General features: G+C 56.7%; 22 protein-coding genes. 7 read left to right on the top strand and 15 right to left on the bottom strand.

The genetic code is table 11. The features are described from left to right. A partial coding sequence (locus tag K9N21_15905) for a hypothetical protein (protein ID MCF8145401.1) occupies nucleotides 1-1,285 on the top strand: 1,285 nt, incomplete at its 5' end. Nucleotides 1,286-1,468: 183 nt separating this feature from the next. Here the strand turns inward: K9N21_15905 and K9N21_15900 are convergent. The 4 genes from K9N21_15900 to K9N21_15885 form a co-directional block, all read right to left on the bottom strand. Next, nucleotides 1,469-2,110 carry a GNAT family N-acetyltransferase gene (locus K9N21_15900; GenBank protein MCF8145400.1) on the bottom strand — a complete coding sequence of 214 codons (642 nt, stop codon included), beginning with the start codon at nucleotides 2,108-2,110 and terminating at the stop codon, nucleotides 1,469-1,471. Between the two features lie 113 nt (nucleotides 2,111-2,223). After that, nucleotides 2,224-3,201 carry a rhomboid family intramembrane serine protease gene (locus K9N21_15895; GenBank protein ID MCF8145399.1) on the bottom strand — a complete coding sequence of 326 codons (978 nt, stop codon included), beginning with the start codon at nucleotides 3,199-3,201 and terminating at the stop codon, nucleotides 2,224-2,226. Nucleotide 3,202: 1 nt separating this feature from the next. Continuing rightward, the gene (mscL, locus tag K9N21_15890; GenBank protein ID MCF8145398.1) at nucleotides 3,203-3,619 is read right to left on the bottom strand and encodes a large-conductance mechanosensitive channel protein MscL; all 417 of its coding nucleotides are present in this window, start codon (nucleotides 3,617-3,619) and stop codon (nucleotides 3,203-3,205) included. Nucleotides 3,620-4,033: 414 nt separating this feature from the next. Continuing rightward, nucleotides 4,034-4,504 (bottom strand): universal stress protein, encoded by a 471-nt coding sequence (locus K9N21_15885; GenBank protein MCF8145397.1) that lies wholly within the window; start codon nucleotides 4,502-4,504, stop codon nucleotides 4,034-4,036. A 354-nt stretch (nucleotides 4,505-4,858) separates the two neighbouring features. On the opposite strand from K9N21_15885, the gene K9N21_15880 reads away from it, so the two are divergent. Beyond that, nucleotides 4,859-6,319, top strand: a complete 1,461-nt coding sequence (locus K9N21_15880) for a phosphomannomutase (GenBank protein ID MCF8145396.1) — start codon at nucleotides 4,859-4,861, stop codon at nucleotides 6,317-6,319. 173 nt (nucleotides 6,320-6,492) lie between these two features. On the opposite strand, the gene pyrH is transcribed toward K9N21_15880, so the two are convergent. From pyrH to K9N21_15850, 6 genes are all read right to left on the bottom strand, one after another. Continuing rightward, the gene (pyrH, locus tag K9N21_15875) at nucleotides 6,493-7,173 is read right to left on the bottom strand and encodes a UMP kinase (GenBank protein ID MCF8145395.1); all 681 of its coding nucleotides are present in this window, start codon (nucleotides 7,171-7,173) and stop codon (nucleotides 6,493-6,495) included. A 50-nt stretch (nucleotides 7,174-7,223) separates the two neighbouring features. After that, nucleotides 7,224-7,781 (bottom strand): dTDP-4-dehydrorhamnose 3,5-epimerase, encoded by a 558-nt coding sequence (gene rfbC, locus K9N21_15870; GenBank protein MCF8145394.1) that lies wholly within the window; start codon nucleotides 7,779-7,781, stop codon nucleotides 7,224-7,226. Further along, nucleotides 7,771-8,667, bottom strand: a complete 897-nt coding sequence (rfbA, locus tag K9N21_15865) for a glucose-1-phosphate thymidylyltransferase RfbA (protein MCF8145393.1) — start codon at nucleotides 8,665-8,667, stop codon at nucleotides 7,771-7,773. The genes rfbC and rfbA overlap by 11 nt, the downstream gene beginning before the upstream one ends. Nucleotides 8,668-8,936: 269 nt before the next feature. Next, nucleotides 8,937-9,989 (bottom strand): dTDP-glucose 4,6-dehydratase, encoded by a 1,053-nt coding sequence (gene rfbB / locus K9N21_15860; protein ID MCF8145392.1) that lies wholly within the window; start codon nucleotides 9,987-9,989, stop codon nucleotides 8,937-8,939. Continuing rightward, nucleotides 9,986-10,873, bottom strand: coding sequence for a dTDP-4-dehydrorhamnose reductase (gene rfbD / locus K9N21_15855; protein MCF8145391.1), 888 nt, complete (start codon nucleotides 10,871-10,873; stop codon nucleotides 9,986-9,988). Before rfbD ends, rfbB begins: the two co-directional genes overlap by 4 nt. 140 nt (nucleotides 10,874-11,013) lie before the next feature. Then, nucleotides 11,014-11,418: a hypothetical protein gene (locus K9N21_15850; protein MCF8145390.1), complete on the bottom strand. Its 405-nt coding sequence runs from the start codon at nucleotides 11,416-11,418 to the stop codon at nucleotides 11,014-11,016. A gap of 119 nt (nucleotides 11,419-11,537) precedes the next feature. Here K9N21_15850 and mdh point away from each other — a divergent pair, with 119 nt between their 5' ends. Both mdh and K9N21_15840 read left to right on the top strand, forming a co-directional pair. Next, nucleotides 11,538-12,473 (top strand): malate dehydrogenase, encoded by a 936-nt coding sequence (gene mdh, locus K9N21_15845; protein ID MCF8145389.1) that lies wholly within the window; start codon nucleotides 11,538-11,540, stop codon nucleotides 12,471-12,473. A 24-nt stretch (nucleotides 12,474-12,497) separates the two neighbouring features. Next, complete coding sequence (locus K9N21_15840; GenBank protein MCF8145388.1) at nucleotides 12,498-12,782, top strand: hypothetical protein; 285 nt, start codon at nucleotides 12,498-12,500, stop codon at nucleotides 12,780-12,782. 64 nt (nucleotides 12,783-12,846) lie between these two features. On the opposite strand, the gene K9N21_15835 is transcribed toward K9N21_15840, so the two are convergent. Next, the gene (locus K9N21_15835) at nucleotides 12,847-16,323 is read right to left on the bottom strand and encodes an AsmA-like C-terminal domain-containing protein (protein MCF8145387.1); all 3,477 of its coding nucleotides are present in this window, start codon (nucleotides 16,321-16,323) and stop codon (nucleotides 12,847-12,849) included. Then, nucleotides 16,305-16,790 carry an NUDIX hydrolase gene (locus K9N21_15830; GenBank protein ID MCF8145386.1) on the bottom strand — a complete coding sequence of 162 codons (486 nt, stop codon included), beginning with the start codon at nucleotides 16,788-16,790 and terminating at the stop codon, nucleotides 16,305-16,307. Before K9N21_15830 ends, K9N21_15835 begins: the two co-directional genes overlap by 19 nt. Nucleotides 16,791-17,044: 254 nt before the next feature. Between K9N21_15830 and cls the strand changes: the two genes are divergently transcribed. After that, nucleotides 17,045-18,490, top strand: coding sequence for a cardiolipin synthase (cls, locus tag K9N21_15825; protein ID MCF8145385.1), 1,446 nt, complete (start codon nucleotides 17,045-17,047; stop codon nucleotides 18,488-18,490). Between the two features lie 155 nt (nucleotides 18,491-18,645). Here the strand turns inward: cls and K9N21_15820 are convergent, their stop codons facing one another. Together K9N21_15820 and K9N21_15815 are read right to left on the bottom strand one after the other, a co-directional pair. After that, nucleotides 18,646-19,119 carry a 4Fe-4S binding protein gene (locus tag K9N21_15820; protein ID MCF8145384.1) on the bottom strand — a complete coding sequence of 158 codons (474 nt, stop codon included), beginning with the start codon at nucleotides 19,117-19,119 and terminating at the stop codon, nucleotides 18,646-18,648. Then, nucleotides 19,116-21,368, bottom strand: coding sequence for a molybdopterin-dependent oxidoreductase (locus tag K9N21_15815; protein ID MCF8145383.1), 2,253 nt, complete (start codon nucleotides 21,366-21,368; stop codon nucleotides 19,116-19,118). The genes K9N21_15820 and K9N21_15815 overlap by 4 nt, the downstream gene beginning before the upstream one ends. 125 nt (nucleotides 21,369-21,493) lie before the next feature. Between K9N21_15815 and K9N21_15810 the strand changes: the two genes are divergently transcribed. Continuing rightward, nucleotides 21,494-22,495 carry a (Fe-S)-binding protein gene (locus K9N21_15810; GenBank protein ID MCF8145382.1) on the top strand — a complete coding sequence of 334 codons (1,002 nt, stop codon included), beginning with the start codon at nucleotides 21,494-21,496 and terminating at the stop codon, nucleotides 22,493-22,495. 143 nt (nucleotides 22,496-22,638) lie between these two features. On the opposite strand, the gene K9N21_15805 is transcribed toward K9N21_15810, so the two are convergent. Continuing rightward, complete coding sequence (locus tag K9N21_15805) at nucleotides 22,639-23,328, bottom strand: glycosyltransferase family 2 protein (GenBank protein MCF8145381.1); 690 nt, start codon at nucleotides 23,326-23,328, stop codon at nucleotides 22,639-22,641. A 304-nt stretch (nucleotides 23,329-23,632) separates the two neighbouring features. On the opposite strand from K9N21_15805, the gene K9N21_15800 reads away from it, so the two are divergent. Continuing rightward, a complete protein-coding gene (locus K9N21_15800) occupies nucleotides 23,633-25,252 on the top strand; it encodes an acyl-CoA dehydrogenase family protein (protein MCF8145380.1) in 1,620 nt (539 codons plus the stop codon). Nucleotides 25,253-25,439 lie beyond the last annotated feature (187 nt).

Genomic DNA, 25,439 nt, shown 5'->3' with positions numbered 1-25,439 from the left:
CTTTCAATGGATTTCCGGCTATTGGGCCGCTGAAAACCAGAATGATACCGCATACCTCCCCGAGCCCCCCGAATCGGTTGAAGTGGGGCCCAATGTCACTGCCCCCTCACCGGACTATACCTGGATACCCGGCTGTTGGATATGGTCCCATGGACGGTATGCCTGGCGTCCGGGGTACTGGGCGGTCATGCGGCCGGACTGGGTCTGGGTGCCCGCCCACTACGTGTGGTCGCCCAGGGGGTATATCTTTGTCGGGGGGTACTGGGACGTGGCGGTTGCCCATCGAGGGGTTTTGTTTGCGCCGGTCTCCTTCGGCGTCGGGATAACCATAGGCAGCGGCTTCTATTTCACGCCATCGTTTATGATCGACCTGAGGGTGTTCTCCGACTGCCTCTTCCTGCGTCCGCGGTATCATCACTACTATTTTGGTGATTATTATGCCGCCAGATATTACCAGCGGGGCATATTTCCCTGGTTCTCCCCCCACGCCAGACGTCACGGATATGATCCTATTTATGCGCATCAGCGGTGGCGGCATCGAAACGACCGCAACTGGGAAAAAAATCTGCATGCAACATATCAGGCGCGTCGGAAATATGAGGCGTTCAGACCCCCGCGAACCCTTTATGATCCCAGGAAACCGATGGTCTCAAAGGCCTCCGGCCATACGTATAAAGCCCCTTTTGTTCCCGTGACAAAAAGCAGAGAGGGGATGTCGAAATTCACACGGTTGAGCAAGAACGAGCGGGCGCAGTTTGAAGCCCGTGGAAAACAGGTCCGCGAACTCGGCAATCAGCGGCTGAAACTGGAATCCCACGGCCCGGCCAAACCCTCCTCAGGGGGTTCAAAGGGAATCGCGCCAAACAGGGTGAAACTCCCTAAATCCCCGATCGCGGGAAGGCCGGCCGCCAGTCCGTCAAAACCGACCGCCGGTCCGGCAAGACCAACGCGTCCGGAACCCACCCGGAAGACGCAGCCGGATCGTTACAAGGTCCCTAAAACGGATCCGACGGTGGAGCCTCTGCAGAGGAGATCCTCCGGGGCACCAGGGGCTTCAAGGAGAATCGAGACAGACAAGCCGACGTTGCCCAGGTCCCCAGGTGCACCAGAACCGACCGCCGGTCCATCGAGACCGGCCGGCCCGGCACCCGCCAGGGAGGTGCGGCCGGATCGTCCGAATATCCCCCAATCGAATCCCACGGTCCGCCAACCGCAAGGCAGACCCTCGGGGGGAGGGGAAAGAAATATAGGAGGGAGACCCGACACCAGGGGCAACAGACCGTAATTTGCGGGGGAGGCGATCGTCATTTTGATTCGATCTCTGATATCGGTCGTCAGGCCAAACTTTGCCCTCCTGAGAGCGCCCGACGGTCGGGTTCAAAAGGATGATCTTCGGCGAAAACCCGGCCGCCCTGTGTGGACTCGATCCTTCAGCTATGGTTGAGATGCGTGAGTTCATAAAGTTGGGTCACAGGTCACAGATCAAACGGGCCATACCGGGGGACCCGATCTCCTTTTCAAAGTATGGGTCACGCCATTCATCGAGCATTCTGAACCCATGTTTTTCGTAGGCATGCTGTGCCGGGGCATTCCCTATGTAGATGGAAATCTGTGCCTGACGAAACCCGCGCTCCCGTCCCACATCCTTTATGGTGTCCAGCAATCTGTCGACAATCCCTCTTCTGCGAAACGCGGGAAGGGTCGCCACACTGTCAATCACCCATGTCCCTTTGAGTGACGGCGGAATGGATGTGGTGATTCTCGGAGGTCCCCCGACGGCCCTCTCAGTAGGAAATCTGCCCAATTCTTCATAGACTTTCGTAACGGCTTCCAAGAGACTGGGATAGCCGTGAGTTTCCGGATCGTAGCCGCCAAGCCCCGATACAGGGCCTTCTTGGGTTTCTGCGATGAGAAAACAGGAGTAGTGAAACAGATGGGGGGTATCTGTTTGGGTCAAGAGGGCGAGAAAATCAAGGCAGTCATCTTCTGACTGGTTAAGAATGACTTCCCAGATGCCTCGTCTCACATGGGCCCTCCCTGCAGTCAATATGAGCCAGGCAAGAAAGACGGCATCATCGATGTGGGCATTGCGAATCTTGATATCGGGCATAGTCCTCCCTTGATTAGACGCTTTGTCTGTAACTTCTCTGCGCCCTACGGAGAAGCTGGTGCCTTACCGGCAAGCCCGTGGGGGTCTCTTCTGGGGACACCATCTCGAATTTTTCATGGGTGCTCCCGAATCTTGAGCTTCAGCAGAAGATCTCCTTTTCGGCCTTCGGGCGCCCCCCTTCCCATGCCCTCCAGCCGCAGGACCGTCCCTTCCTTGACGCCGGGGGGCACTGTCACGTGAAGGAGCCTTTTCTGAAAGGCCCAGGGTATGTTGACCAGCTTTCGGGCGCCTTTGAGTGCCTCTTCGGGAGTAATGACCATGTCGCCGTAAAGGTGGAGATCTTCCGGTGCAGCGGTGGTATGAAGGGTCTGGAGATGGGGGGTCTTCTTTCTGGCGGTCTTGCTTTTCACGGCTTGGGTGAGTCCGGTTTCCGGGACCCTGGCAAAGAGCTTCAGGAAGATCATCCCGAAGATAAACCCGCCGATATGGGCCCACCAGGCAATACCCCCTTCCTGGGCCGGACTGAGGGAAGCACTGGCAAGTTGAAAGAAAAACCAGAGGCCCAGGAAGAAGAAGGCCGGAAGCTCGACAAAAAAGGGGATGAACAGAACAGGGATCATGGTCAGGATTTTGGCCCGGGGGTGGAGGATGAAATAGGCGCCCATGACCCCGGCGATGGCCCCGCTGGCACCCACCGTCGGAATCTGGGAGTGCCAGTTGAGAAAAAGATGGGCCAGACCGGAGGCCAGCCCGCACAACAGATAGAAGAGGAGGTATCGTACCGATCCCAGGCGGTCCTCCACATTGTCGCCGAAGATATACAGCGACCACATGTTGAAGAGGACATGCCAGAAGCCCCCATGGACGAACATGAAAGAGATGAATGAAAAGAGCTGCTGGCCCAGGGTGAAGTATCCGGCCACGAAAGGATCGGAGTACCTTGCCGGAACCAGACCGTACATGAGGATGAAATGGTCTATCCTTGCCCCTTGAGAGAGCTGAATGAGATAGACCATTACATTGGCCGCGATGATCAGGTGGGTGACGACCGGATAGTTTCCGGATTCCACGGTATCGCGGATAGGAATCATACTAAAGCTCTGATGTGCAGTTCGGGCAACGGGTCGCCTTAATAGGGATGTCGGTGAAGCATTTCGGACATTCCTTGGTAATGGGTTCGGCGAGGGGTGGTGGTTCTTCTTTCCTCTTGAAACGGTTCATTTGCTTGATGACCATGAAGATCGCTAAGGCCACGATAATAAAATCCAAAACAGTATTGATGAATGCCCCGTAGTTGAGGGTAACGGCTTCCGTTGCAGCGGTCTTCTCCTTTAGCGTGATTGCCAGTCGGGAGAAATCGGTGTCCCCCAAAAGCAATCCGATGGGCGGCATGATAACATCGTTCACAAACGAACTGACAATCTTCCCGAATGCAGCGCCGATGATAATGCCTACGGCCATGTCGATAACGTTCCCACGCATAGCGAATTCTTTGAATTCTTTGAGCATTCCCATGACGATACCCCCCCTGTTTGCTAACGCATAATGGTTTTTGACGACAGCCTCATTTGTTACCGAGACATCTTTAAGGTGGTGTTTTTGAATGTAAATTGACAGGGCGTTATTGGTAACTTGAGAGTCCAAAGTTCTCAGGTCATGCCGGACTTCATCCCCGCAAGTACGGGATCTTCGACCGGCATCCAGAACATTTAACTTATCAAAAAAAACACTGGATTCCGGCTTTCGCCGGAATGACGGCCTGGAATTTATGCATTCAATAAAATCAATACATTAGGAAAACTTTGGACTGTGGAGTTGGTAAGTCCCGGTTGTATTCATATCCATTATAAAGAACGGTTTTTGACGGGTTTCGAATTCAGTGTCACAAGGGTATGAAAATGCCCGTTTGCGAATTACTGGGAGCTATCCGACCAGGACCACCGATATGTCTCCTGCGGAGTGGATGACCTTCTGCGAGACGCTTCCCAGGAAAAATTCCTTGATGGCGGACAAGCCCCTTCTGCCGATGACGATGATGTCATATCCCGACGCGGCCTTATCAATGATATCCCTTGCCACCCCCCTTTTCTGGGGTTCAATCTCGGCGGAGATATTGCTTTCTGGAAAACCTGCGTCCATCAGGCGTTGCTTGGCCTTGGTGACGGCCTCCTTGATCAGTTCTGTTTTTTTGTCCTGCATGGAACAGAAAAGCTCCCTCTGGGTGAGAAAATAGGTCGTTAGTTCAGGACTGAAAATCTCGCAGGCGGCGGCCGTGTCCGGAAGGACGCTGAACAGGGTGACTTTGTGGTTGGGGGTAAAGGTTTTTGTGATAAATTCCACCCCGCGCATGGCGTTTTCGGAATCATCAAAGGCCACCAGTATCTTCTTTTCCATGGGCTGCCTCCTCTTCATTCAACGGTGATCACGTTTTTAAAAAAGGCGGTGGGTTTTGATATGAACACCCCTTCGCCGGTCCGATTGGAAAGATCTTGTTGCAGGAATCCGGACATTATCTTAACATCCAATTATCTGATTCTCAATTATTTTTCATTGAGCCGGACAAATGAAGATATCCGGCAGTCGAAGGCCGGGACAACTATCTAATGTTTAAGATGAAAATACCCGATGGGCTGTCATCGGTGATGTGGTGCCGGTGATCGGGGATGCGCCGCAATTTGCAGGGAAATCTTGTTCAATTGTCGAGGGACAGAGAGAAAGATGGGAGAAACAGTCAGGATCAACGACATGATGGCCCGGAGCGGGGTGACATTCGGGACCAGCGGGGCCCGCGGTCTGGCGGACCATATGACCGACCGGGTGTGCTATGCCTACACCGCAGCCTTTGTCCAGTATTTGGAGGAGCAGAAGGAACTGGATGCCCCGGGGGTCATTGCAGTGGGCGGTGACCTTCGTGCCAGTACCGATCGGATCATGAAGGCCGCAGGGAGGGCCGTTTCAGACAGAGGCCATGAGCCCTGTTTTTGCGGCAGGCTCCCGTCGCCCGCACTGGCCCATTACGGCCTGGTGAAAAAAATCCCCACGATTATGGTGACAGGGAGTCACATCCCGGAAGATCGAAACGGCATCAAATATACCAAGAAGGGAGGGGAGATCCTCAAACAGGATGAAGCCGGTATCCGGCAACAGGAGATCGCCCTCCCCCCGGGACTTTTTGACAACAGGGGGATGTTCACCTCAAAGCAGGCAGAGTTTGTCCCTGATCCGGAGGCCATGGATCTTTATGTGGACCGGTATCTCCGATTCTTTCATTATGACGCCCTGCATGGAAAACGGATCGGTGTGTATCAACACTCTGCGGTGGGCCGAGATCTGATGGTTACCATCCTTTCCGGCCTGGGCGCGGAGATTATTCCCCTGGGACTTTCCGAAATATTCGTTCCGGTGGACACCGAGGCGATCCGGCCCGAGGATGTCGCTGCTGCCAGGCAGTGGTCAAAGGATTACGGATTTGACGCCATCGTCTCGACGGACGGCGACAGTGACAGGCCCCTGATCAGCGATGAACATGGGAAGTGGCTGCGGGGAGACGTGGCCGGTATCCTCTGCGCGGCCTTTTTCAAGGCCGATGCAGTGGCAACCCCGATATCGTGCAATTCCGCCGTGGAAAAGTGCGGACGCTTCCGCAAGGTTTACCGCACCCGGATCGGCTCGCCCTATGTGATCGAAGGGATGGCGCAGGCGCTTCAAGACGGGTTTCAACGGGTGGTGGGATATGAGGCCAACGGCGGCTTTCTGCTGGCCTCCGACATGGAATACGGAGGCCGGACACTGACCGCGCTCCCCACCCGGGATGCGGTGATCCTCCATATCGCCATCCTTCTTCTCTCCATTCAGGAACAAGAGACCCTCAGCCAACTGGTCTTAAAACTGCCCCAGCGGTTCACCTACAGCAACCGTCTGAAGGATTTCCCAACGGAAAAGAGCAGGGCCAGGCTCAGTGAACTTTATACCGGAGACGAGGTCGAAGACAGGGCAACCCTTGAGGCTGTTTTCAGCGAGTATTTCGGGGCCGTCGCCTCGATCGATACCACAGACGGACTGCGCATCACCTTTGAAAACCAAGAGATCGTCCACTTACGGCCTTCGGGCAACGCCCCTGAGTTCCGGTGCTACACTGAAGCCGACACCGAAGCCCGGGCCGTGGAAATGAACCGGACCTGCATGGAGATCATGGCCGGCTGGCGGTAGCCGGAATTGATGCCGGATGCCGGCCGAATGCCACGACGCTTCGCGGCTCGGAAACCGCTACCACATGTTACAAAATGAGAATCGTTGGGTCGGGCTGACGGTCATTGTCAGGGAAAGGTTGTGATTGACCATAGGGTCAAACCAATGCCCGTCCTTGTCTTGCGCCTCATGCCTCAGGTAATGGTCGTTCCCCTGAAGGGTTCGCCCTTCAACAGCCTTTCAAGATTCCCCACATCGTTTCCGATGATGACCACTCTCAGGCCTATGGTCGCAGCAGCCCGGGAGGCAACAGGGTCAAAGGGCATATTGAGGCCGGGATCCCACTCATCGCCTACCAGTTTTCTGAAATCGTCCCAAGATATGCGGGTCAGCTTTACGGCATCGGGGTTCTTTTTGGGATCATTGCTGTACACGTAATCGATATTGGACATATTGATCACCTGACCTGCCCCGAAGCGCTCGGCCAACTGCACGGCCCGAAGATCGGTGGAGCTTCCAGGCTCAAATCCGGCCCCGATGATGACCCTCTTGTCCGTGTCGATCGGTTGATTCGGGTCATGGATCACCTTCTCATGGGCCATTGTCCCGAACATGGCGCGGACCAGCTCGGCATTGAGCCGCGTGGCCTGAATCCCGATCCAGTCGAGATCCGCCTTGGTGACGGTGGTGATGTCTTTGGCGACATTCTGGTATTTTCTGGAGATGGTTCCACCGCCGCAGATAATCAGAAACCGCTTTTGTTCCAGCGTGAGTATGATCTCCCTGAATCGTTGGAGAAAGATCGTATCGATCTCCCCCGGAACAATGATCGAGCCGCCCAGTGATATAACGAGGGTCTCCATTTCTAATCCCATATCTTTAACGCCTACCCTGAAACAAGTGACAGTATTCGCCGGAGACCGGCCTACGGCCGGTAGACCGGCAGTGATATTTCCGGTATGTGCTTGAGCGCCGGGTTCCCTCCATCCTTTTCAGAAAGGATCGGGTTCTCGACAATCCATTCAATGGCCAGGGCCGGATCCGACCAGAGTATCCCGTATTCGTCTCCGGGGGCATAGAGATCCGTGCACTTATACATTACGTCGGCAGACTCGCTCAGGACGCAGAAGCCGTGTGCGAATCCCTCGGGGACATAGAGCTGGCGCCTGTTTTCTCCTGACAGGCGGATCCCTGTCCACTCTCCGAATGTGGGGGACCCCCTTCTGATATCCACTGCAACGTCAAGAATTTCTCCGGAGACGACGTAAATCAGTTTCCCCTGAGGGTGATTGAGCTGATAGTGGAGTCCGCGAAGGGTGAATCGCCGGGAATGGGAGAGGTTGTCCTGGACAAAGGGCCGGTCGAGGCCGGCCTCGCGGTATTTGTCCATGTGGTAGGTCTCCATGAAGAACCCCCTCCCATCTTTAAAGACCGCCGGTTCGATCAGGAGAACGCCCGGAAGAGACTGCTCGCTAAATTTCAAAGTCATGATTGCCGTCCCCTCTCTCCGAGATCATTTCCATCAGGTACTGACCATATTCGTTCTTGAGCATCTCTTCTGCGAGCTTCTGAATCTGTCCGCGGTGGATATACCCCTTACGATAGGCGATCTCTTCGATGCACGCGATTTTGAGGCCCTGCCGTTCCTGTATGGCCTCGACAAAACTGCTCGCCTGCTGCAGCGACTTATGGGTCCCGGTATCGAGCCATGCAAATCCCCTCCCCAGAAGCTCCACCCGGAGCTGGCCGCGGCGCATGTATTCCAGATTGATATCGGTAATCTCCAGCTCGCCCCGGGCCGACGGTTTGAGACTTTCGGCAATAGGGACCACATCGCTGTCATAAAAGTAGAGCCCCGGCACCGCATACCGTGATCTGGGTCTTGCAGGTTTTTCCTCGATGCCGGTCACCCTGCCGCTCGGGTCAAACATCACCACCCCGTATCTCTCGGGGTCCCCTACCAGATAACCGAAGATGATGCCCCCCTGCTCAAGCTTGGCGCATCTCTCCAGCACCTGAGACAGCCCGCGGCCATGGAAGATGTTGTCTCCCAGGACCAGGGCAACAGGGTCCTGACCGATGAATTCCTTTCCAATGATAAAGGCCTGAGCCAGCCCTTCCGGCCTCGGTTGTTCCGCATAGGAGAGGGAAAGGCCGAGTTGAGACCCGTCATTCAACAGCTGCCGGAACCTGGGGAGATCCTCAGGCGTGGAAATGATGAGGATCTCCCGGATCCCCGCCAGCATAAGGGCGGATAAGGGGTAGTAGATCATCGGCTTGTCATATACCGGCATCAGCTGTTTGCTCACCACGCGGGTAATGGGATAGAGGCGGGTTCCAGACCCCCCTGCCAGAATGATTCCTTTCATCGGTTCGTTTTCCCCTTACAAGGTTTTGGAGTGAGGCGTTAGGCCAGTGAGCTGATAAGCTCATAAGCTGTTGAGCTGATAAGCGGACCACGCTAACGGCTTAAAACCAGCGGCCGGAAAAGCCGTTAGTAGTATGCAGTATGCAGTATGCAGTAGGGAGTAACCGGAAACGAGCATCCAGTCCCGCTTTTCAGCGGGATCTCCGCTTCGCTACGACCGGCATCCAGTATCAAGCATCCAGTATCAAGCATCCAGTATCCAGTATCCAGTCACTTCCCATATTGCGCGTCGATCCACGTCTGGTACTCGCCGCTTCTCACCCGGTTCACCCACTCCTTGTTTTCAAGATACCAGCGGATGGTCTTTCGGATTCCGGTTTCAAACGACTCCTCAGGCGCCCAGCTTAAGGCCTTCCTCAACCGGGTGCAATCGATGGCATACCGGCGGTCATGCCCGGGCCGGTCCTTGACAAAGGTGATCAGTTCCCTGCGTGACGGGGCATTCCCGGATGGAATGAGTTCGTCCAAAAGGTCGCAGATCATCTCCACGATCCGGATATTTTCCATTTCCGTATTGCCGCCCACGGTGTAGGTTTCGCCCCTCTCCCCCTGCTTCATGATGCGCCAGATGGCCGTGCAGTGGTCCCTCACATAAAGCCAGTCCCTGACATTGAGACCGTCCCCGTACACCGGGAGGGATTTTCCCTCCAGGGCGTTCTGGATCATGAGGGGGATGAGCTTTTCAGGGAATTGGTAAGGCCCGTAATTGTTGGAGCAGTTGGAGATGGTGACGGGGAGGCCATAGGTTTGATGATAGGCCCTCACCAGATGATCGGAGCCGGCCTTTGAGGCGGAATAGGGGCTGTTGGGTCTGTAGGCTGTTTCCTCAGTGAAATACCCGTCTTTTCCCAGGCTCCCGTATACCTCATCGGTGCTGATGTGGTGAAACAGGGCCAAGCGCTCCTGATGCGCTCTTGCCAGTTCCAGGAGATTGAACGTGCCGATGATATTGGTCTGGATGAAGGCATCCGGTCCCACGATGGACCGGTCCACATGGGATTCGGCGGCAAAGTGGCAGATGGCGTCTATTGCATAGTCGTCAAAGATACCCGCCATCCGTTCCCTGTCGCAGATGTCGGCCTTGACAAAGGCATAACGCCCTGCAAAGCGCTCTGCCGTGTCTTTCAGGTTCTCCGGATTACCGGCATAGGTGAGGGCGTCCACGTTCACCACACGGCCTTCAAAGTCGGATTCTTCCAGGAGATATCGGATAAAATTGGTCCCGATAAAGCCGCATCCCCCTGTCACCAGCAGTTGTTTCATATGCCACCCTCTTTTGCCTCAATGATCAGACGGTCCTTGAATGCCGCCACAAATGCCGCCACATCACGCCTCCAGTCCTGCATCAGGTTGATGCCCGCCTCTTTGAGACGGCGGTTCTCCAGAATGGAGTTCATCGGTCTTGCGGCCGGCGTGGGATATTGCACCGTGGTGCAGGGGACCACGCAATGGGGCACCCCCATCCTGTCAAGGAATTCGACGGCCAGTTCATACCAGGTGCCGTATCCTTCCGAGGTTGCGTGATACACGCCCTCCCCCCTTGCCTGGATCAGCGTCTCAATCTGGAGGGCGAGGCGGTAGCTCCAGGTCGGGGACCCGAACTGGTCGTTCACCACGCTGATTTTCCGGGTCGGCCCTTTCAGGGCCAGCCTGAGCATGGTCTTGAGAAAATTGGGTCCCCCCACGCCGTACAGCCATGCGGTCCGTACGATCATATAGTCATCCGTGGCTTCTTTGACAGCCTCTTCTCCCGCCAGCTTGGTCTTTCCGTAACAGGACACCGGATGGGGGTCATCGGTCTCCACATAGGGTTCCGGCGGCATCTTACTCCCGTCAAACACATAGTCTGTGGAGACATGGACCAATCGGGCCCCATGTCTCTCGGCGGCCATGGCCAGGTTCCCGGGGCCTTCCGCATTTATCTGCCGGGCCAGGTCGTATTGGGTTTCGCAGGCGTCTACGGCGGTATATGCGGCGCAGTTCACCATGACATCCGGACCAAAGGCGGCTGTCTCATTCTCCACCCGAGAAGGGTCGGCAATGTCCAGTTCGTCCAGGTCCACTGACCTCACCTCATGGCGACGGCCGAGGACAATATGACAATCCGTTCCCAACTGACCCTTTCCACCACAGATCAATATTTTCATGGATGGTCCTTGAGCCCTTAAGTAAATTGCAGCGAAGCGTAGATCCCGCAGCATGCGGGATTATGATTGCAGCGAATCTTGAACAGCTTGGAAATACATGATCCGTCCCGGATTGGTCAAGGAGTAAATGTCTTTTCATTTCACAATTCATCCAGGTATTCGGACCAGAGCTGACTTCGCAACATGCCGATGACCCTGAATGTTTCCCTGAGTTGGGCCATGGTTTCCGGGCCGCTTTCGCTTATGGCGCTTTCCAGATCAGGGCATATATAACTGTGGCAGATAAAGGGCCTTGAAAGGGGTTCAAGGGAACAGCCTGCCCGGCCCAGGAACCAGCACCCCTTTTTCATAATGCCTTCCCTTCGCCAGACCGGTTTCTGTCCTGACAGCCTCAGATAGAGGATGTCTTTTTCCCCGAAGAGATAGTGGACCCTGGCGCAGCAGGGGTCCTGACATCCGGCGCATACGTGCGCCACAAAGGGTCGCTGCAGTTCGGCCGCCTGGGTGATCAGAGATTGTATCCTGTCTACCGTCTCAGAGACCATCGGTACGTCTGGACCTCCATTTTCTTGACCCGCTGAGATATCTCTTTTATAATTCCCTGCGTTCAGAATCCAGGAAAAAGATCACCCGCACGTCAACCGTCCAAAAGAGGAGGATCGAGATGAGAAAGAAAGTAACCGTTATCGGCGCCGGAAATGTGGGCGCCACTGCTGCCATGCGTCTCGCGGAGAAGGAACTCGCTGATGTGGTACTGATCGATGTCCTGGAAGGGGTTCCGGCCGGAAAGGCCCTCGATCTGACCGAGGCGGCCCCCATTGAGAAACATGATTCCAGGATCATCGGGGCCAGCGGGGAGTATGGCGCGGCCAAAGACTCGGACATCGTTATTATCACCGCCGGAATCCCCAGAAAACCCGGCATGAGCCGGGACGACCTCCTCTCGACCAACATGGGGATCATGGCCTCCGTGACCAGGGAAGTGGCGGCAGTGGCCCCCGATGCGGTATTGATTATCGTGAGCAATCCCCTGGATGCCATGTGTCATGTGGCCTACGATGTGAGCGGGTTCCCCAAGAATCGCGTCCTTGGAATGGCCGGCGTCCTCGATTCAGCCCGCTTCCGCGCCTTTATCGCCATGGAACTGAATGTCTCGGTCGAGAACACCCACGCCTTTGTACTGGGGGGGCACGGAGATACCATGGTCCCCCTTCCCAGGTACTCCACTGTGGCCGGCATCCCCATCACCGAGCTCCTCTCCCAGGAGCGGATCGACGCCATGGTGGAACGGACCCGGAACGGCGGCGCCGAGATTGTGGGCCTTCTCAAGACCGGGAGCGCCTATTATGCCCCCTCCTCTGCGGCCGTTGAGATGGCCGAGGCGATCCTCAAGGACAAGAAGAAGATCCTCCCCTGCGCCGCCTGCCTGAACGGGGAGTACGGCATCCATGATCTTTTTATCGGCGTTCCGGTCAAACTGGGTGAAAACGGCGTGGAAGAGATCGTGGAAATCACGCTGACCGACGTGGAAAAGGCGGCCCTCGACCGTTCCGCCGAAGCGGTTCGCAGACTGGTAGAGGATATTAAACGGTTGCGTTAGGCGTCGGACAGCAGAGGAGTCAGGGTGGACGCCAGGACAATTCTGGGTCATCTTGAGGTCGTAGCCGATCAGCTCGGTGTTGAGATCCGGTATGAGCCGATGGAGGGCGAAACGGCCCTTTCCCCGGGGGGCTTGTGCCGGATCAGGGGCAAACAGGTCATTATCGTCAACTCAAAGGCGCCGCCCGGGGACCAGGTCGGGACCTTTGTAAAGGCCTTGAGGCGTCTTGATCTGGGTCAGATCTATCTCAAGCCGGGCATTCGCGATCTCCTGGAAGGGGAGATAGGGGAAGAAGAGGGGCGAGGATAGTCAAAAAAGCCACATACCGTCCCCCGATTCCCCAATCCCCGGATCCCTCAAAGTTCAATCTCTCTCAGCCTCCCATATCTTTTTTAGGGTCGAGGTGTTCATCGGGGATAGGGTAGCCGTCCCCCTCGAAGTCGCGCGCCGCGTCTGATATGCTCTCGTATATCCGTTTCGGGGTCAGGAGGAGGCGCCTCAGAACGCCGAATGTGCCGTTCCCAAGGCTTTTCAAGGGGATATACCGCACGTCCGGATCGGAAAACGGCCCTTGGACCTTAAAGTACTCCACGTAAAGGGATTTTTTGTCCCCGGTCAGGAGATATCCAGCCACCGGGACCTTGCTCACCAGAAAATCAATCGTCCCGAGGGGCTGGATCCCTATCTCCGCATTTACCCTGGCCGTACGCAGGTCGGCTTCCCCCGTAACCACCGCGTTAAACACCGGACTCCGCATAACAACGTCCTCTGACTTTGCAATCCCTTTAACCAGATCGATGTGCGCGCCGATGCTCTCGAAATAGATTCCTCCCTTTGACAGGTCGGCCGGCCTTACCTCAAATATCCGCTGCAGGCTCAGAAAATCCAGGATCTTGATAAAGATATGGGATTTCTTCAACACGCCCTGATCGACCAGGACATTGACACTGCCGCTGAGTTGTGAACGGAGGTCTTTTATGGTGCTCCCTTTTGCGAACAGGAGTGCCTCCACGCTCAACAGGCCATCGGCACGGGAGGCAATGAAATCAAGGGACCGGGGGAGTTCTCCCAAGGGCTGCCGGATCATATCGATGTATCCGGAAAAGAGCATTTCAGGCGATATTCCTCTTTTTACGTGTCCTCTCAGGAGGAGTTTTCCATGCTCCCATTCCGCGTTGGATCGGCTGAGATAGAGATCCCCCGACCGGAGGGCGCACTCCATCCTGAGCGGACCGCAGGGAAATCCCTCCCATTGTCCGTTGGATGCCGTAATATCCAGATGGATGTCCGACTTTTCCATGAACCGACCCGCGCCTTTCCGCCACGCAGAGGGGGCCGGACCCTGGCCGGAGACCATGCCATCTCGAGTCGCCTCGGGTTTTTGCTTAAAATGGGCGATCACCTCAGGGGAAATCAGATCGGAGAAATCCAGAAAATGAGATCGGATCGTCAGATCGCCCCTCATCCCGTCCCACCCCTGGAGCTCCCCCTCGACGTGGAACGGGGTTTTCCCCAATTTCAGATCAAGCGATTCAATGGCAAGGCCCTTTTCATGAAATTTCAAGACAAAATTGCACTCTTCCACCGGGTGGGGGAAATCTTTGGCGGCAAAAGAAAGGTCGTTTGCCCTTGCCTCTCCGGTTACGATTGCCATCCTCGGTTGGGACCGGGTTCCCTTGATGGCCGCATCAAAGGCGAGCGTCCCCTTTCCCCGCAGGTTTCCCTTCTTGAAATGAACGCCCAGGTCCTCCAATCGGAGTGTCTCGGTGGATAGATTGAGATCGAACCGGCCTTCTTGCGCCAGGTCATAGGTGCCGCTCAATCCAAAAGACGATTCCCCTGCCGTGCATGTCAGATTCGAGATACGGAAGGTCTTCCCCGGATCAAGACTTCCGCTGAACCCCAGGTCCCCCTCGACCCCGAAAGGTTGGATAATCATCGAATCTGTTTCAAGGGAGATGTCTTTCAGGTCGAGGCTTCCATTGAAGCGCCAGTCCTTCTCCTCTTTGACAAGGGTCAATCGGCACGGTACCGGTCTTCTGAAAAAGATCGTCGAATGAAGATCCGGGTGAAAATGCCCGATCAACTCCACCAGGTCTGCCTGTGCAACGATGTCGGCGTTTCCGGTCTCCCAGGACCCCCCGATCCGGCCGGAGGCGTCTACGGCAGATCTGCCCCACCGACCCCTTACCGAAAATCGCCTTTTCTCTGTTCCTTCAACGATCAGTTCCCCCTCTTTCAGGAACACCGGAAAAATGACTCCGGCACTGCTGGCCACGGCACACTCTCTGAATGAGAGGTGCCCATTCAGCATCTTGGGATACGGCCAGCCTTTCTCATAGCCTACCTCGATATTTCCGGCGATTTTTCCGGTGGTGGAGGAGAATCCCTCAAGATGCCGGCGCACCTCATCGGGAATAAGGGGCAGGTCCTTTTGCTGCAATAGGTCAACAATATCAACCGATCCGGCCGCGGACACGTGGATGCTGGGGGCATCGTCATAAAGGCTGTCCACGTTCAGGGCGCCTTTCTGTATGTGCGAATTTCCGAAGCGGCCCTTGATGCCGGATGCGCGGATCGCGCCATTTTTTATTTCCAGATTTCCCGAGACCCCCTCCACCGGTATGCCCCCTGCATCCTTGAATGCGGTGAGGTCGCTGCAGGCAAGCCGCAACAGGAGGGCCCCGGCGTTTTTCGGAAGATCGAGATCCGCGATCTGATGAAGATCTCCATTGAGGGAAAAGCGGTCCACCCGGACCTGGCCGCCTGAAAATATGGGGAAAAGCCGGACATCCACCCACTGGGGAAGGAGCGATGAGGGGAAGATCCTTTGAAACGTCTCAACCGGCATGCTCCGGCTTTGGACGCTGAGGTCCAGATGAGGATTCGATCGGTCCGTGAGATCGAGTCTGGAGCCGGCATCCAGGGTGAAGCCGAAACCTTCTACACGGAAGGATGGGATTTGCAGGGTGCCGTCTGCATAGGAGGCCTCAAAAGGGAGAAGGAGTCTGTCAAAAGAAAAGGCCTTTTTGTCTCCGTCGTCAATAATCATGAAGTCGAGATCATTGAAGGTGATTTTTCCTTTTGCCCAGGATGCACCCTTAAGGGACCCTGCCGCGGTTGCCTCTATGTCCGCTGTCCCTCTCTTCACCGGGAGATCAGGCAACCGGATCGGTGACAGGGGGATTCCGGTCGCTTTCAGCGTTATCCGGGCTGACATTCCAACGGTGTTGTCGGCAGTAATGGTCCCTTTCGCAACGAGGGAAACCGGCTCCCCGTCGTACTCAATAATGCCGTTCAGCTTCACATCGAATGCAACGGGACTCTTGGATTTCCGGGATAGACGGATGAAGAGGGCCTTGGTCTGTAAGGGCATCCCTTTTATCGTAACACGCGCCTGTTCCAGGGTAACATAGGGAAATGCGACCCATGCCTCCAGGAGTGCGTCCCCCGGAAACGCACTGTCGCCGGATGGCGTAAACTCCCAGCTACCAGGCATGGCCAGATCTATCTGAGGCCCCTCAAGGGTGAGCCCGGTGGGCACAATCCGACCCCTGACCAGCTTTTGGAGGGAAAGGGTGATGATGACCCTGGATGCGGCGAATATTTTGGGGCCTTCGGGCGGCCCTATCTCAACATCATGGGCCCGGATCCCCACCCCTTTCCACAAGAGGAGTTGCATCCGATTCGCCCGGATGTCGTATCCCACGGCCTTCGAGAGTTGATTCAGCAGATACTCCTGAACCGACGGTCTCTGGATGAGGGAATGGGCAAGAAGTACTGATCCGGCGAACAATAGGAAGAGGAGTAATGTCAGGAAAAGGAAGGATCTCAGCCGTCTGAATGCCATTGCTTGAAATAATCGCTCAAAATCTTTTTGTGATCAAAGGCAAGAGATTCAGGAAGTGATTCCCGATCAAAGATGCCGATATCCGCTGCATCGTCAGCCGATCTGGGGGTCCCGGTGGCCCTGGCGACAAAGACCACTGAAATGGTATGATGCCGCGGGTCCCGTGACGGGTCAGAGTAGGCCCCCAATTGATACAACAGCTCCACCTCAAGGGATGTCTCTTCCGCTGCTTCTCTTATGGCCGCTGACTCGAGACTTTCTCCGTAATCCACAAAGCCGCCCGGAATGGCCCAGCCCGGAGGCGGATTTTTGCGCAGTATCAGGACAATGAAAGGTCCTGAACCGGGGGCCCGGGTTGCTGAACGGCCCGGGTCCATCTCGATAATAATGTCCACCGTGGGAAAGGGATTCCGGTATCTCTCCACGATTTTCCCGCAGTTGGGGCAGACAAGGTGATCTTTCATTATCCGTTCTTCTGCCGCTCCTTGAATCAATGGGCTTAGTCGCCCATCGCCGAGGCGCCGCCCATGGCGTTGCCGTCGCATGGTCCCTTTTGTTTATAGTATGTATCGGTTCAAAAGGAAAGTTGAATTTTTCGGCCTGCAGTTCTGAACGGCGGTCCGGATGAGCGGGCATTGGATATGCTTCTCGGCTTTCTTTTGTCTTGACCCTCACGTGGCATGCCGGTAGAGTTCTTATCTGAAAAAGAGGGGTTACACCGATGACATCCTTTCTGGCGGAACATTTGGCGGCCGAACTCGGACTTCTGGCCGGGGCGGTTTATATAGCGGCCGTGGTCATGGCACTCGATGCGGTCATGAGGAACCGCACGGCCCAGGGGGCCATTGCCTGGGCCGTAGCCCTGATCACCCTCCCTCTGGTGGCCCTTCCGCTTTATATCGTCTTCGGGAGAAGCCGGTTCAACGGATATGTGGCGGCCCGCCGGAGCAACAACCGCGATCTGAAACTGATCGTGGACCGGATGGCCGTATTCGGCCCCACTTTCCAGGCGTCCATGGCATCGGGTCGCGAGAGCTGGCGGGCCCTTGAGATGCTGGCCCTGATGCCCTTTACCCACTCCAACCGGGCCACGCTTCTCATCAACGGACCACGGACCTTCGAGGCCATTTTCAGGGGCATCGACTCGGCCAGGTCCTACATCCTGGTCCAGTTCTACATCCTGGAAGACGACATTGCCGGCCGGGAATTACAGTCCCGGCTCATCAAGAAGGCCCGGAGCGGGGTCCGTGTCTACCTTCTCTACGATGAAATCGGCAGCTTTGCCCTGCCGAGGACCTATATCGAAACGCTCCGCAATGGCGGCGTCAAGGTCAGCCCGTTTCATTCCACAAAGGGCAAGGCCAACCGGTTTCAGCTCAATTTCAGAAATCACCGGAAGATCGTGGTCATCGACGGCCGGACGGCATTCGTAGGCGGCTTGAATGTGGGGGACGAATACATCGAGGGGACCCCCAAGCTGGGGTTGTGGCGGGATACGCACCTGGAACTTTTCGGCCCCTGCGTCCAGGGCATCCAACTGGTGTTTGTGGAGGACTGGTACTGGGCGGTTCATGAGGTCCCGGACCTCGACTGGGAACCGAAGCCTGCCCCGGAAAAAAACCAGAACATCCTGGTCCTCCCCACCGGACCGGCAGACGAGCTGGAAACGTGCGGCCTTTTTTTCCTCGAAGCCATCAACGGGGCGCGGGAACGGCTCTGGATTGCGAGCCCCTATTTTGTGCCCGACGCTCCGATTGTGAGCGCCCTTCAGCTGGCCGCCCTGCGGGGAGTGGATGTTCGATTGATGCTCCCGGAAAAGGCCGACCATCTCCTTGTCTATCTGTCGTCCTTTTCCTATATCGAGGAGGCTGAAAAGGCCGGTGTGAAGATCTATCGTTATCAGCCCGGGTTTCTCCATCACAAGGTGTTGCTGGTGGATGATGAACTGGCCGCAGTGGGGACGGCCAATCTCGACAACCGTTCTTTCCGGCTCAGTTTTGAGATTACCATTGTGGTAAACGACACGGATTTTGCCGGGGAGGTGGAGGCCATGTTCCGGGACGACCTGGCACAGTCCCGTCAGATCGATCCGGGGGAACTGACCGGACGGCGCCTCTGGTTTCGGCTGGCGGTACGCGTAGCGCGGCTGCTGGCCCCGATCCAGTAATACCCCATGCCGCCAAACGCCTTACACGTCACTACCGACAAAAAGCATCCGGAGAGGATTTGTACCTCATGTTTGTAGTGTGCCCGTGGGGGCATGGGTCCTGTGGGTTGAGGATCGGCTGGGCAAAAGCAGAAGACGCCTTGCCCAGATCCGGTCTATCGAGGAAGGCCCCATGGGGATTCCTTGGGGTCCCCGAAGTAGATGCAGTGGGCCGGGCAGACGTTGTCCGCGCAGGCAGGCACCAGCCCCCGGTCCACCCGGTGATGACAGAGGTTGCACTTCCGGGCCACGCCATCGACGTCGTCAAAGGTGATGGCGTCATACGGGCAGGCCTCGACACACGCGCCGCATCCCGAACAGCAATGATCATCCAGGACCACAATGCCGTCTTCCCTCCGGATGAGGGCCTCCTCGGGGCAGGCATCCGCACAGGGGGGATCGTCGCAGTGCCGGCAGATCGAGACCCTGAAGGTCATATCCATTCTGCCGTCCGCCATTGTGGGGCCGTCCTCCCATACGGAGATGAGCCGGATGCCGTCCGGGGCCCTGTTTTCCTGCTTGCAGGCCACCTCGCAGGTCCGGCATCCCCAGCAGAGGTCATGATTGATGATGAGGGCATAGGGTTTCATAGAGGGCCTCCGCTGTCTTTTTCAGGGGTTATCCTGCACAAAAGGGTCCGCACGTGGGTGGCGCCCATGGCAGGATCGCAGGATGCATAGGCGTTGTCCGTCAATATATTGATGTTGGATTCATCCCAGCCGTACCCGGGGCCTTCTTTTTCCGGGAACCACCAGGCGTGCTGGGCCGATACCACCCTCGGATCCATGCCGGCAAAGAGTTTTGCCCGCTGTCTCACTCTCCCCCGGGGGGATTCGATGATCACCCAGTCTCCTTCTTCAATCCCTTCCTTTGCCGCGGTATCGGGATGGATCTCCACCACCGGATCGGGATGAAGCTCCCTGAGCCAGGGGACCTGACGGTTTTCCGAGTGGAAAAAGCCCGGGGATCTGGCCCCGGTAATGAGGATGTAGGGATAGGCGGTATAGAGTTCCGGGGTGCTGTAAGGACTCTCGGGGGGCTCCCTAAACCGGGGGAGGGGGTCGTACCCCCAGCTTTCGAGAAGGGTGGAATAGAGCTCGAATTTCCGCGTGGGGGTTGAGAATCCCCGGGTCCTGTATTTTTGATATTGCACCTCCCCCCTGAGGTAGTCCATCTTCTTGAACTCCTGCCAGGTCATTCCCATCGGCTCCAGGATCCAGTCGAGGGCCTGTTCAAAGCTGTCCCACCAGTGCTCGCCCTGGCCCACGCGATGGGCCAGGTCATTGAGCATCTCGTGATCCGATCGGCATTCCCCCACCTGGATGACCTTTCGGCGGGGGAGGAGGTAGCCGTGCCGTTTCCAGAAGTCCCCGATATAATCCATCTCCAGCCAGGTGGCGGCCGGCAGGACGATATCGGCCAGGGCCGCGGTCGGCGTCATGAAAAAGTCGGACACCGCCATGAACTCCACCTGTTCAAGGGCCCGGTAGACCTCCCGGGCATTGGCCCGGGTCATGACCGGATTGGAACTGATAAAAAACAGCATCTTGACGGGGTAGGGCGTCTCCGTAAGGATGGCGTCCCACACGCACTTGGGGTTGATGATGGCGAAGTTGCCGCCCAGACGGAACCGGTCGCCTCCCAGCCGCTTTTCTCGCTGCGTATCGGGAAGCGACCTATGGGCCCCGAAGTGCCCCACGTTTCGGATCCGCGGCTGCTGGAACAGCATCTGTCCGCCGGGGACGTCGATGTTGCCGGTGATGCCCATGAGGGCCATCAGGGCCCGGTTATTGTCCGCGCAGTTGATCTGCTGCTCGATGGCCACGCCCCACTGGATGACCGCGGGCTTGGTGGTGGCGAACAGCCTCGCGGCCTCCCGGATCTTGTCTTCTGGGACCCATGTGATCTCCGCCACCTTGTGGGGGGGATATTCATCAACCCTCCGGACAAAGGGCTCCCACCCATACACATGGTTTTCAACAAACGCCTTGTCGTAGAGCCCTTCATGGACGATCACATGGAGCATCCCGAGGGCCAGGGCCGTATCGGTCCCGGGCCTCAGTTGAAGCCAGATATCCGCCCGGGCCGCAATACGGGTAAGTCTCGGGTCCACGGCAATGAGCCTGGCCCCCTTGTTGAGACTGACGGAGAAGGGTTCGCCCTTGTAGCAATCCGGATTGCTGATCACCAGATTGTTGCCCCACACCATGATGCAGTGGGGATGGTTCTCATAGTCCGCAATCGGATTGGTGCCGCAGGTAATGATGCTCGTGGCGATGCGGGGGCCGTAGCAGAAATGACCGGCCGTGAGGACATTGGGCGAGCCTAACAGGTTGGCGAACCGATAGATCACCGCCTCGTTTTCCCTGCCGGTGCCATATCCCATGACGATGGATTCAGCCCCGAAATCTTTCTTATAAGAGAGCATCCGTTCGGCAATGGCATCCAGGGCCTCATCCCAGGAGATCCGTTCCCATTTGCCGCTCCCCTTGGGGCCCACTCTCCTGACCGGGTGGGTCAGTCGATCCGGGTGGTAGGCCAACTGGGCGGATGCAAGCCCTTTGCTGCAGAGGGTCCCGTGGTTGATGGGGCAGTCGGGGTCTCCGGCGATCTTGGCTACCCTGTTATTCTTGGTATAGACCAGGACCCCGCAGCCGCCGTGACACATGCGGCAGTGGCTCTTGACCACGGCATCGTATCCATAGGTCTCCATCTCTTTTGCCATATCGGCGTGCGCCCATCGGGCCATCCTCTTTTCCTCCTCTTGTCCGGCCGGATGGCAGGGCAACCCCGGACCGGTTATCTGTTTGACAAGCCCGCGGGCTTCTGATATGTCCATGATGCCCTGTTTTCCGGCGATTGAATGAGTACCCGGGGAACATAGCACATCAGAGAAGTAAAAGGAACTGTCAGAGATGGCGCTCTGACCAACGGGCAAACGGCTCTAAAAAAGGAGATCTTAAGATGTGGGAAGCGGAAAAATGCAATCTTTGCGGGGAGTGTCTGGTTCGGTGTCAATATGTGGACTTTGATCAGGACAGGGCCGTTTCAGAGATCCGGGAACTGATGGCCGGAAGACCGGCCGAGATTCTGAAGGAATGCGTGACCTGCTGTGCCTGTAACGAATACTGCCCCACGGGCGCCAATCCGTTCGATCTGATCAACAGACTCCAGGAGGTGCATCAATCCCTCCCCATACCCGAAAAGATGCGGAAGTTTATGGATGCCGGCGGAACCATGCCTTCCGCGGTGATCGGGGGCGATGCATCCAAACCTGTGCTGTCCCTCTGCGTCATGGACCCTGCCCTCCCTCCCGGATCCGTGGAAGGCCGGATGTTCGACGGTATGACCGTTGCCAAGGGAGGTGAATATTTCTGCTATTTAGGGTATGTCCATATCGGCATGGACAGCCCTCTAAAGGCGCATGCACAAGAATTCATCGATCGGCTGGCCGGCCTCGGGGCCCGGGAGATCGTGTTTCTCCATGCAGACTGCCATGCCATGCTCAACAAGGTGCCGGAATACGGCATCGACGTTCCTTTCAAGGCCACGCATCTCATCGAATATATGAGGGACTATGTTAAGGCCCACCCGGATCAGGTGTCGCCCTTGAATCGAAGGATCGCCTATCAGCGGCCGTGCGCGTCGCGGTATTCCCCCGAGATAGAGCCGGTCTTGGACGACCTGTTTGAGCGTATCGGCGTGGAACGGGTGGAAAGGACGTATGATCGAGAATCCGCCCTGTGCTGCGGAGGGTTGTTCTCGCGGATCTATCCGGATCGGATCAAGCCCCTGATGGCGGGAAATCTCAAGGACGCGACCGAACACCAGGCAGAGGCCATGGTCTTTCTTTGCCCCCTCTGCATGGCGACCCTGGCGAAAGGGGCCGACGCGCAGAATCTGAAACCGATCTTCATCACCCAGCTCGTCCGGATGGCCCTTGGCGAATTGCCGTTTCCGGAGTGATCGCGATGAGCCCCGCTGAAAAGCGGGACTGGATGCTCGTTTCCGGTTATTGCCCACTGCCTACTGTGTACAGTCTCTGCCTACTTGATACCGGATGGTCGAGCTCTCCGCCCCTTACCCCTTGCTCCCTGCTCCCTTCGGCCTTACCTGAAGAGGCCGTATCTCAGGATGACATAGACGGCCTTTACCCCGTCTTTCCATCCGATCTTTTTCCCTTCCCCGTATGACCTCCCGTAATAAGAGATCCCCACTTCATAGATGCGGCACCTGGCCCTGGCGACCTTGGCCGTGATCTCCGGCTCGATGCCGAATCGGTCCTGTTGGATGGTCAGTGCCTTGATAACCTCTGTTCTGAAGACCTTGTAGCAGGTCTCCATGTCGGTGAGATTCAGGTTGGTGAACATATTGGAGAGGAGGGTGAGGATTCTGTTCCCCACATAATGCCAGAAGAGATGGACCCGGTGGGGATCGCCGCCCATAAAGCGGGATCCATAGACCACATCGGCCCTCCCTTCGACAATGGGCCCCATCAGCTTGGGATATTCCATGGGGTCGTATTCCAGGTCGGCATCCTGGATAATGACGATATCGCCCGTCACGCAATCGAGCCCGGACCGTATGGCCGCCCCTTTTCCCCTGTTCTCGGGATGAAAGACGACCCTGTCCACAGTCGCCTCTATCCGGGTCCTGATGAGCTCCGTGGTCCCATCCGTGGAACAGTCATCCACCAGGATGATTTCCTTTTCAGGTACAGGGGAGGATTTGACAAGGGAGATCAACTCGGGAAGATGCGGTTTTTCATTGTAGCACGGTATAATGATGGATAACTTCATGGCCTGCTCTCTTAAAAAGCGTCCAAGGGGAGGGTGCCCGCATCTCCGGGCGGGCAGGAACAACGGCGTTCCTGTAAGGACCGGACAAGAATTCCAGATCCTGGGTCCCTTGTCAATCAATTAAGAGATCTCTGCACGGGTTCCGGAATAACAATGGATGCGGCGGTTACAGCGCAACGATCCTTTTTGACCTTGACGATCGCCCTATTTAGTTCAATAATACATGGAAATCCTTTCACATGAGGCCGGTCCCCAGTCCGGCCGACGCACATGGTGCATAAAATCATTGGCTGGAGGAGTGTTCATGACGCAAGCGACGAAAATGGATCCGGATGTGTTATCCATGGTCTTTGATACCATTGACAAACTCGAGAGAGAGAGACTCCCGTTGGAGACAAAGCTGGAGATGGACCGGGCAGGGGAGTTTCCCACTGAGTTGATCCGGTTCATGCTGGGCCCGGATATCGCCCTGCATCTGATCTTTATTCCGGAGGCCTATGGCGGCCTGGGCGCCGGCGCCACGGAGATCGCCCTGGTATCTGAACGGATGGCCAAGATGGATCTCGCCATCGCCACGTCGTTTTTGGCCATATGCCTGGGAATGGACCCTATCCGGGTGGGCGGAACCACCGCCCAGAAGGAAAAATATATCACAAAGATTGCCGAGAAGGGCCTTATTGTGGCCTACGGCGTCACCGAACCCGAGGCCGGTTCCAATGTCCAGTCCCTCAAGACCCGGGCCGACCGGGTCCTGGACGACCAGGGCCGGATCAAGGGATACCGGATCAACGGCCAGAAGCAGTTCATCACCAACGGCGGCGTGGCCCAGCTCTACACCATCCTTGCGGATACCCCGGACGGTCCGTCCTTTTTTATTGTGGAGGCCGGGGCCCAAGGTCTCATCCCCGGAAAACACGAGGACAAACACGGCATCAGGGCCTCGGACACCTGCGCCCTGACCCTGGAAGACCTGTATTTGCCCGTGGAGGACCTGATCGGGGGCGTGGAAGGCCAGGGTCTGAAAGAGGCCAACAAGGTCTTCGGATATACCCGGCTCATGGTGGCCACATTCGGCCTGGGCGGGGGCATGGCCTCCCTGGAAAGGACGGTACGGTATTCCAAGGAGCGCATCCAGTTCGGCACCCCCCTCGCCTCCAAGCAGGGATACACCCACCGGCTCCTGGTCCCCCATGCGGTCCAGCTGGAGGCGGCCCGGGCATACATCGAGGAGGTGGCCCGCAGGCTGGATACGGACGAGGAAGACCTTCAGGTGGAGGGATCCATTGCCAAATATTTCGCCACCGAGGCGGGCGACGCCATGGCCAATGACGGGATTCAGGCCTTTGGCGGGTACGGGTACATGCGGGAGTATGAGGTGGAAAAGATCAAGCGGGACGTCAAAATACTCCCCATCTATGAAGGGACCAGCGAGATCCAGCGCAATATTATCTCCATGTTTCGTCTCCGAAGCACGGTGCGCTCCAAGGGCGGGTTTTACCGGGAGATGGCCGAACGGCTGGCAGGATTGCCCGAAGAGACCGGGGGCCCCATCCTGGCCAGGGCAATAGATGCCATGAATGCGGTAGTCCTGGCCGCCAGGAAAGAGAAGCTCACCAAATCCCAATTTGTGATGTTCCTCCTGGCCGATATGATGACCTGGACCGAGGTCGGGAACGCCCTCTGCCGCAAGGCTGCGGTCTATGAAGGGGGCCGGACCTGCACCCCGGCGTTCATCAAGGCCGCGGCAAGAATCTTTGCCAGGGAAGCAATGGAGAAGGTCTATATCAACAGCCTCCGGATCACCCGGGGCTGTGAGCCCATGGTTGAGGGGATGACGGAGGTGCTGGAGTCCGTTCAGGCGGGGGAGGCCATGAAAGGGAACCTCAAAGACATGGACATGCTTGCTGCCGAGCTGGTGGCGTGAGGGACTGGATGCTGGATACTGGATACTGGATGCTGGATTCTGGATACTGGTTCATGGCTGATAGCTGATAAGCTGTTAAGCCTTTAGTTCTGGCGCGAAGTCTCTCTCCTTATCAGCTCAGCAGCTAATGAGCCCAACAGCTAACAGGCCTTGCGCCTCCGTAAAAAAACCGATGAACTCAACAAAC

The sequence above is a fragment of the Deltaproteobacteria bacterium genome, from assembly GCA_021737785.1.
Classification (GTDB): domain Bacteria; phylum Desulfobacterota; class DSM-4660; order Desulfatiglandales; family Desulfatiglandaceae; genus AUK324.
The sequence above is the reverse complement of the archived record's forward strand: the minus strand, read 5'-3'. Positions and strand labels throughout refer to the sequence as shown.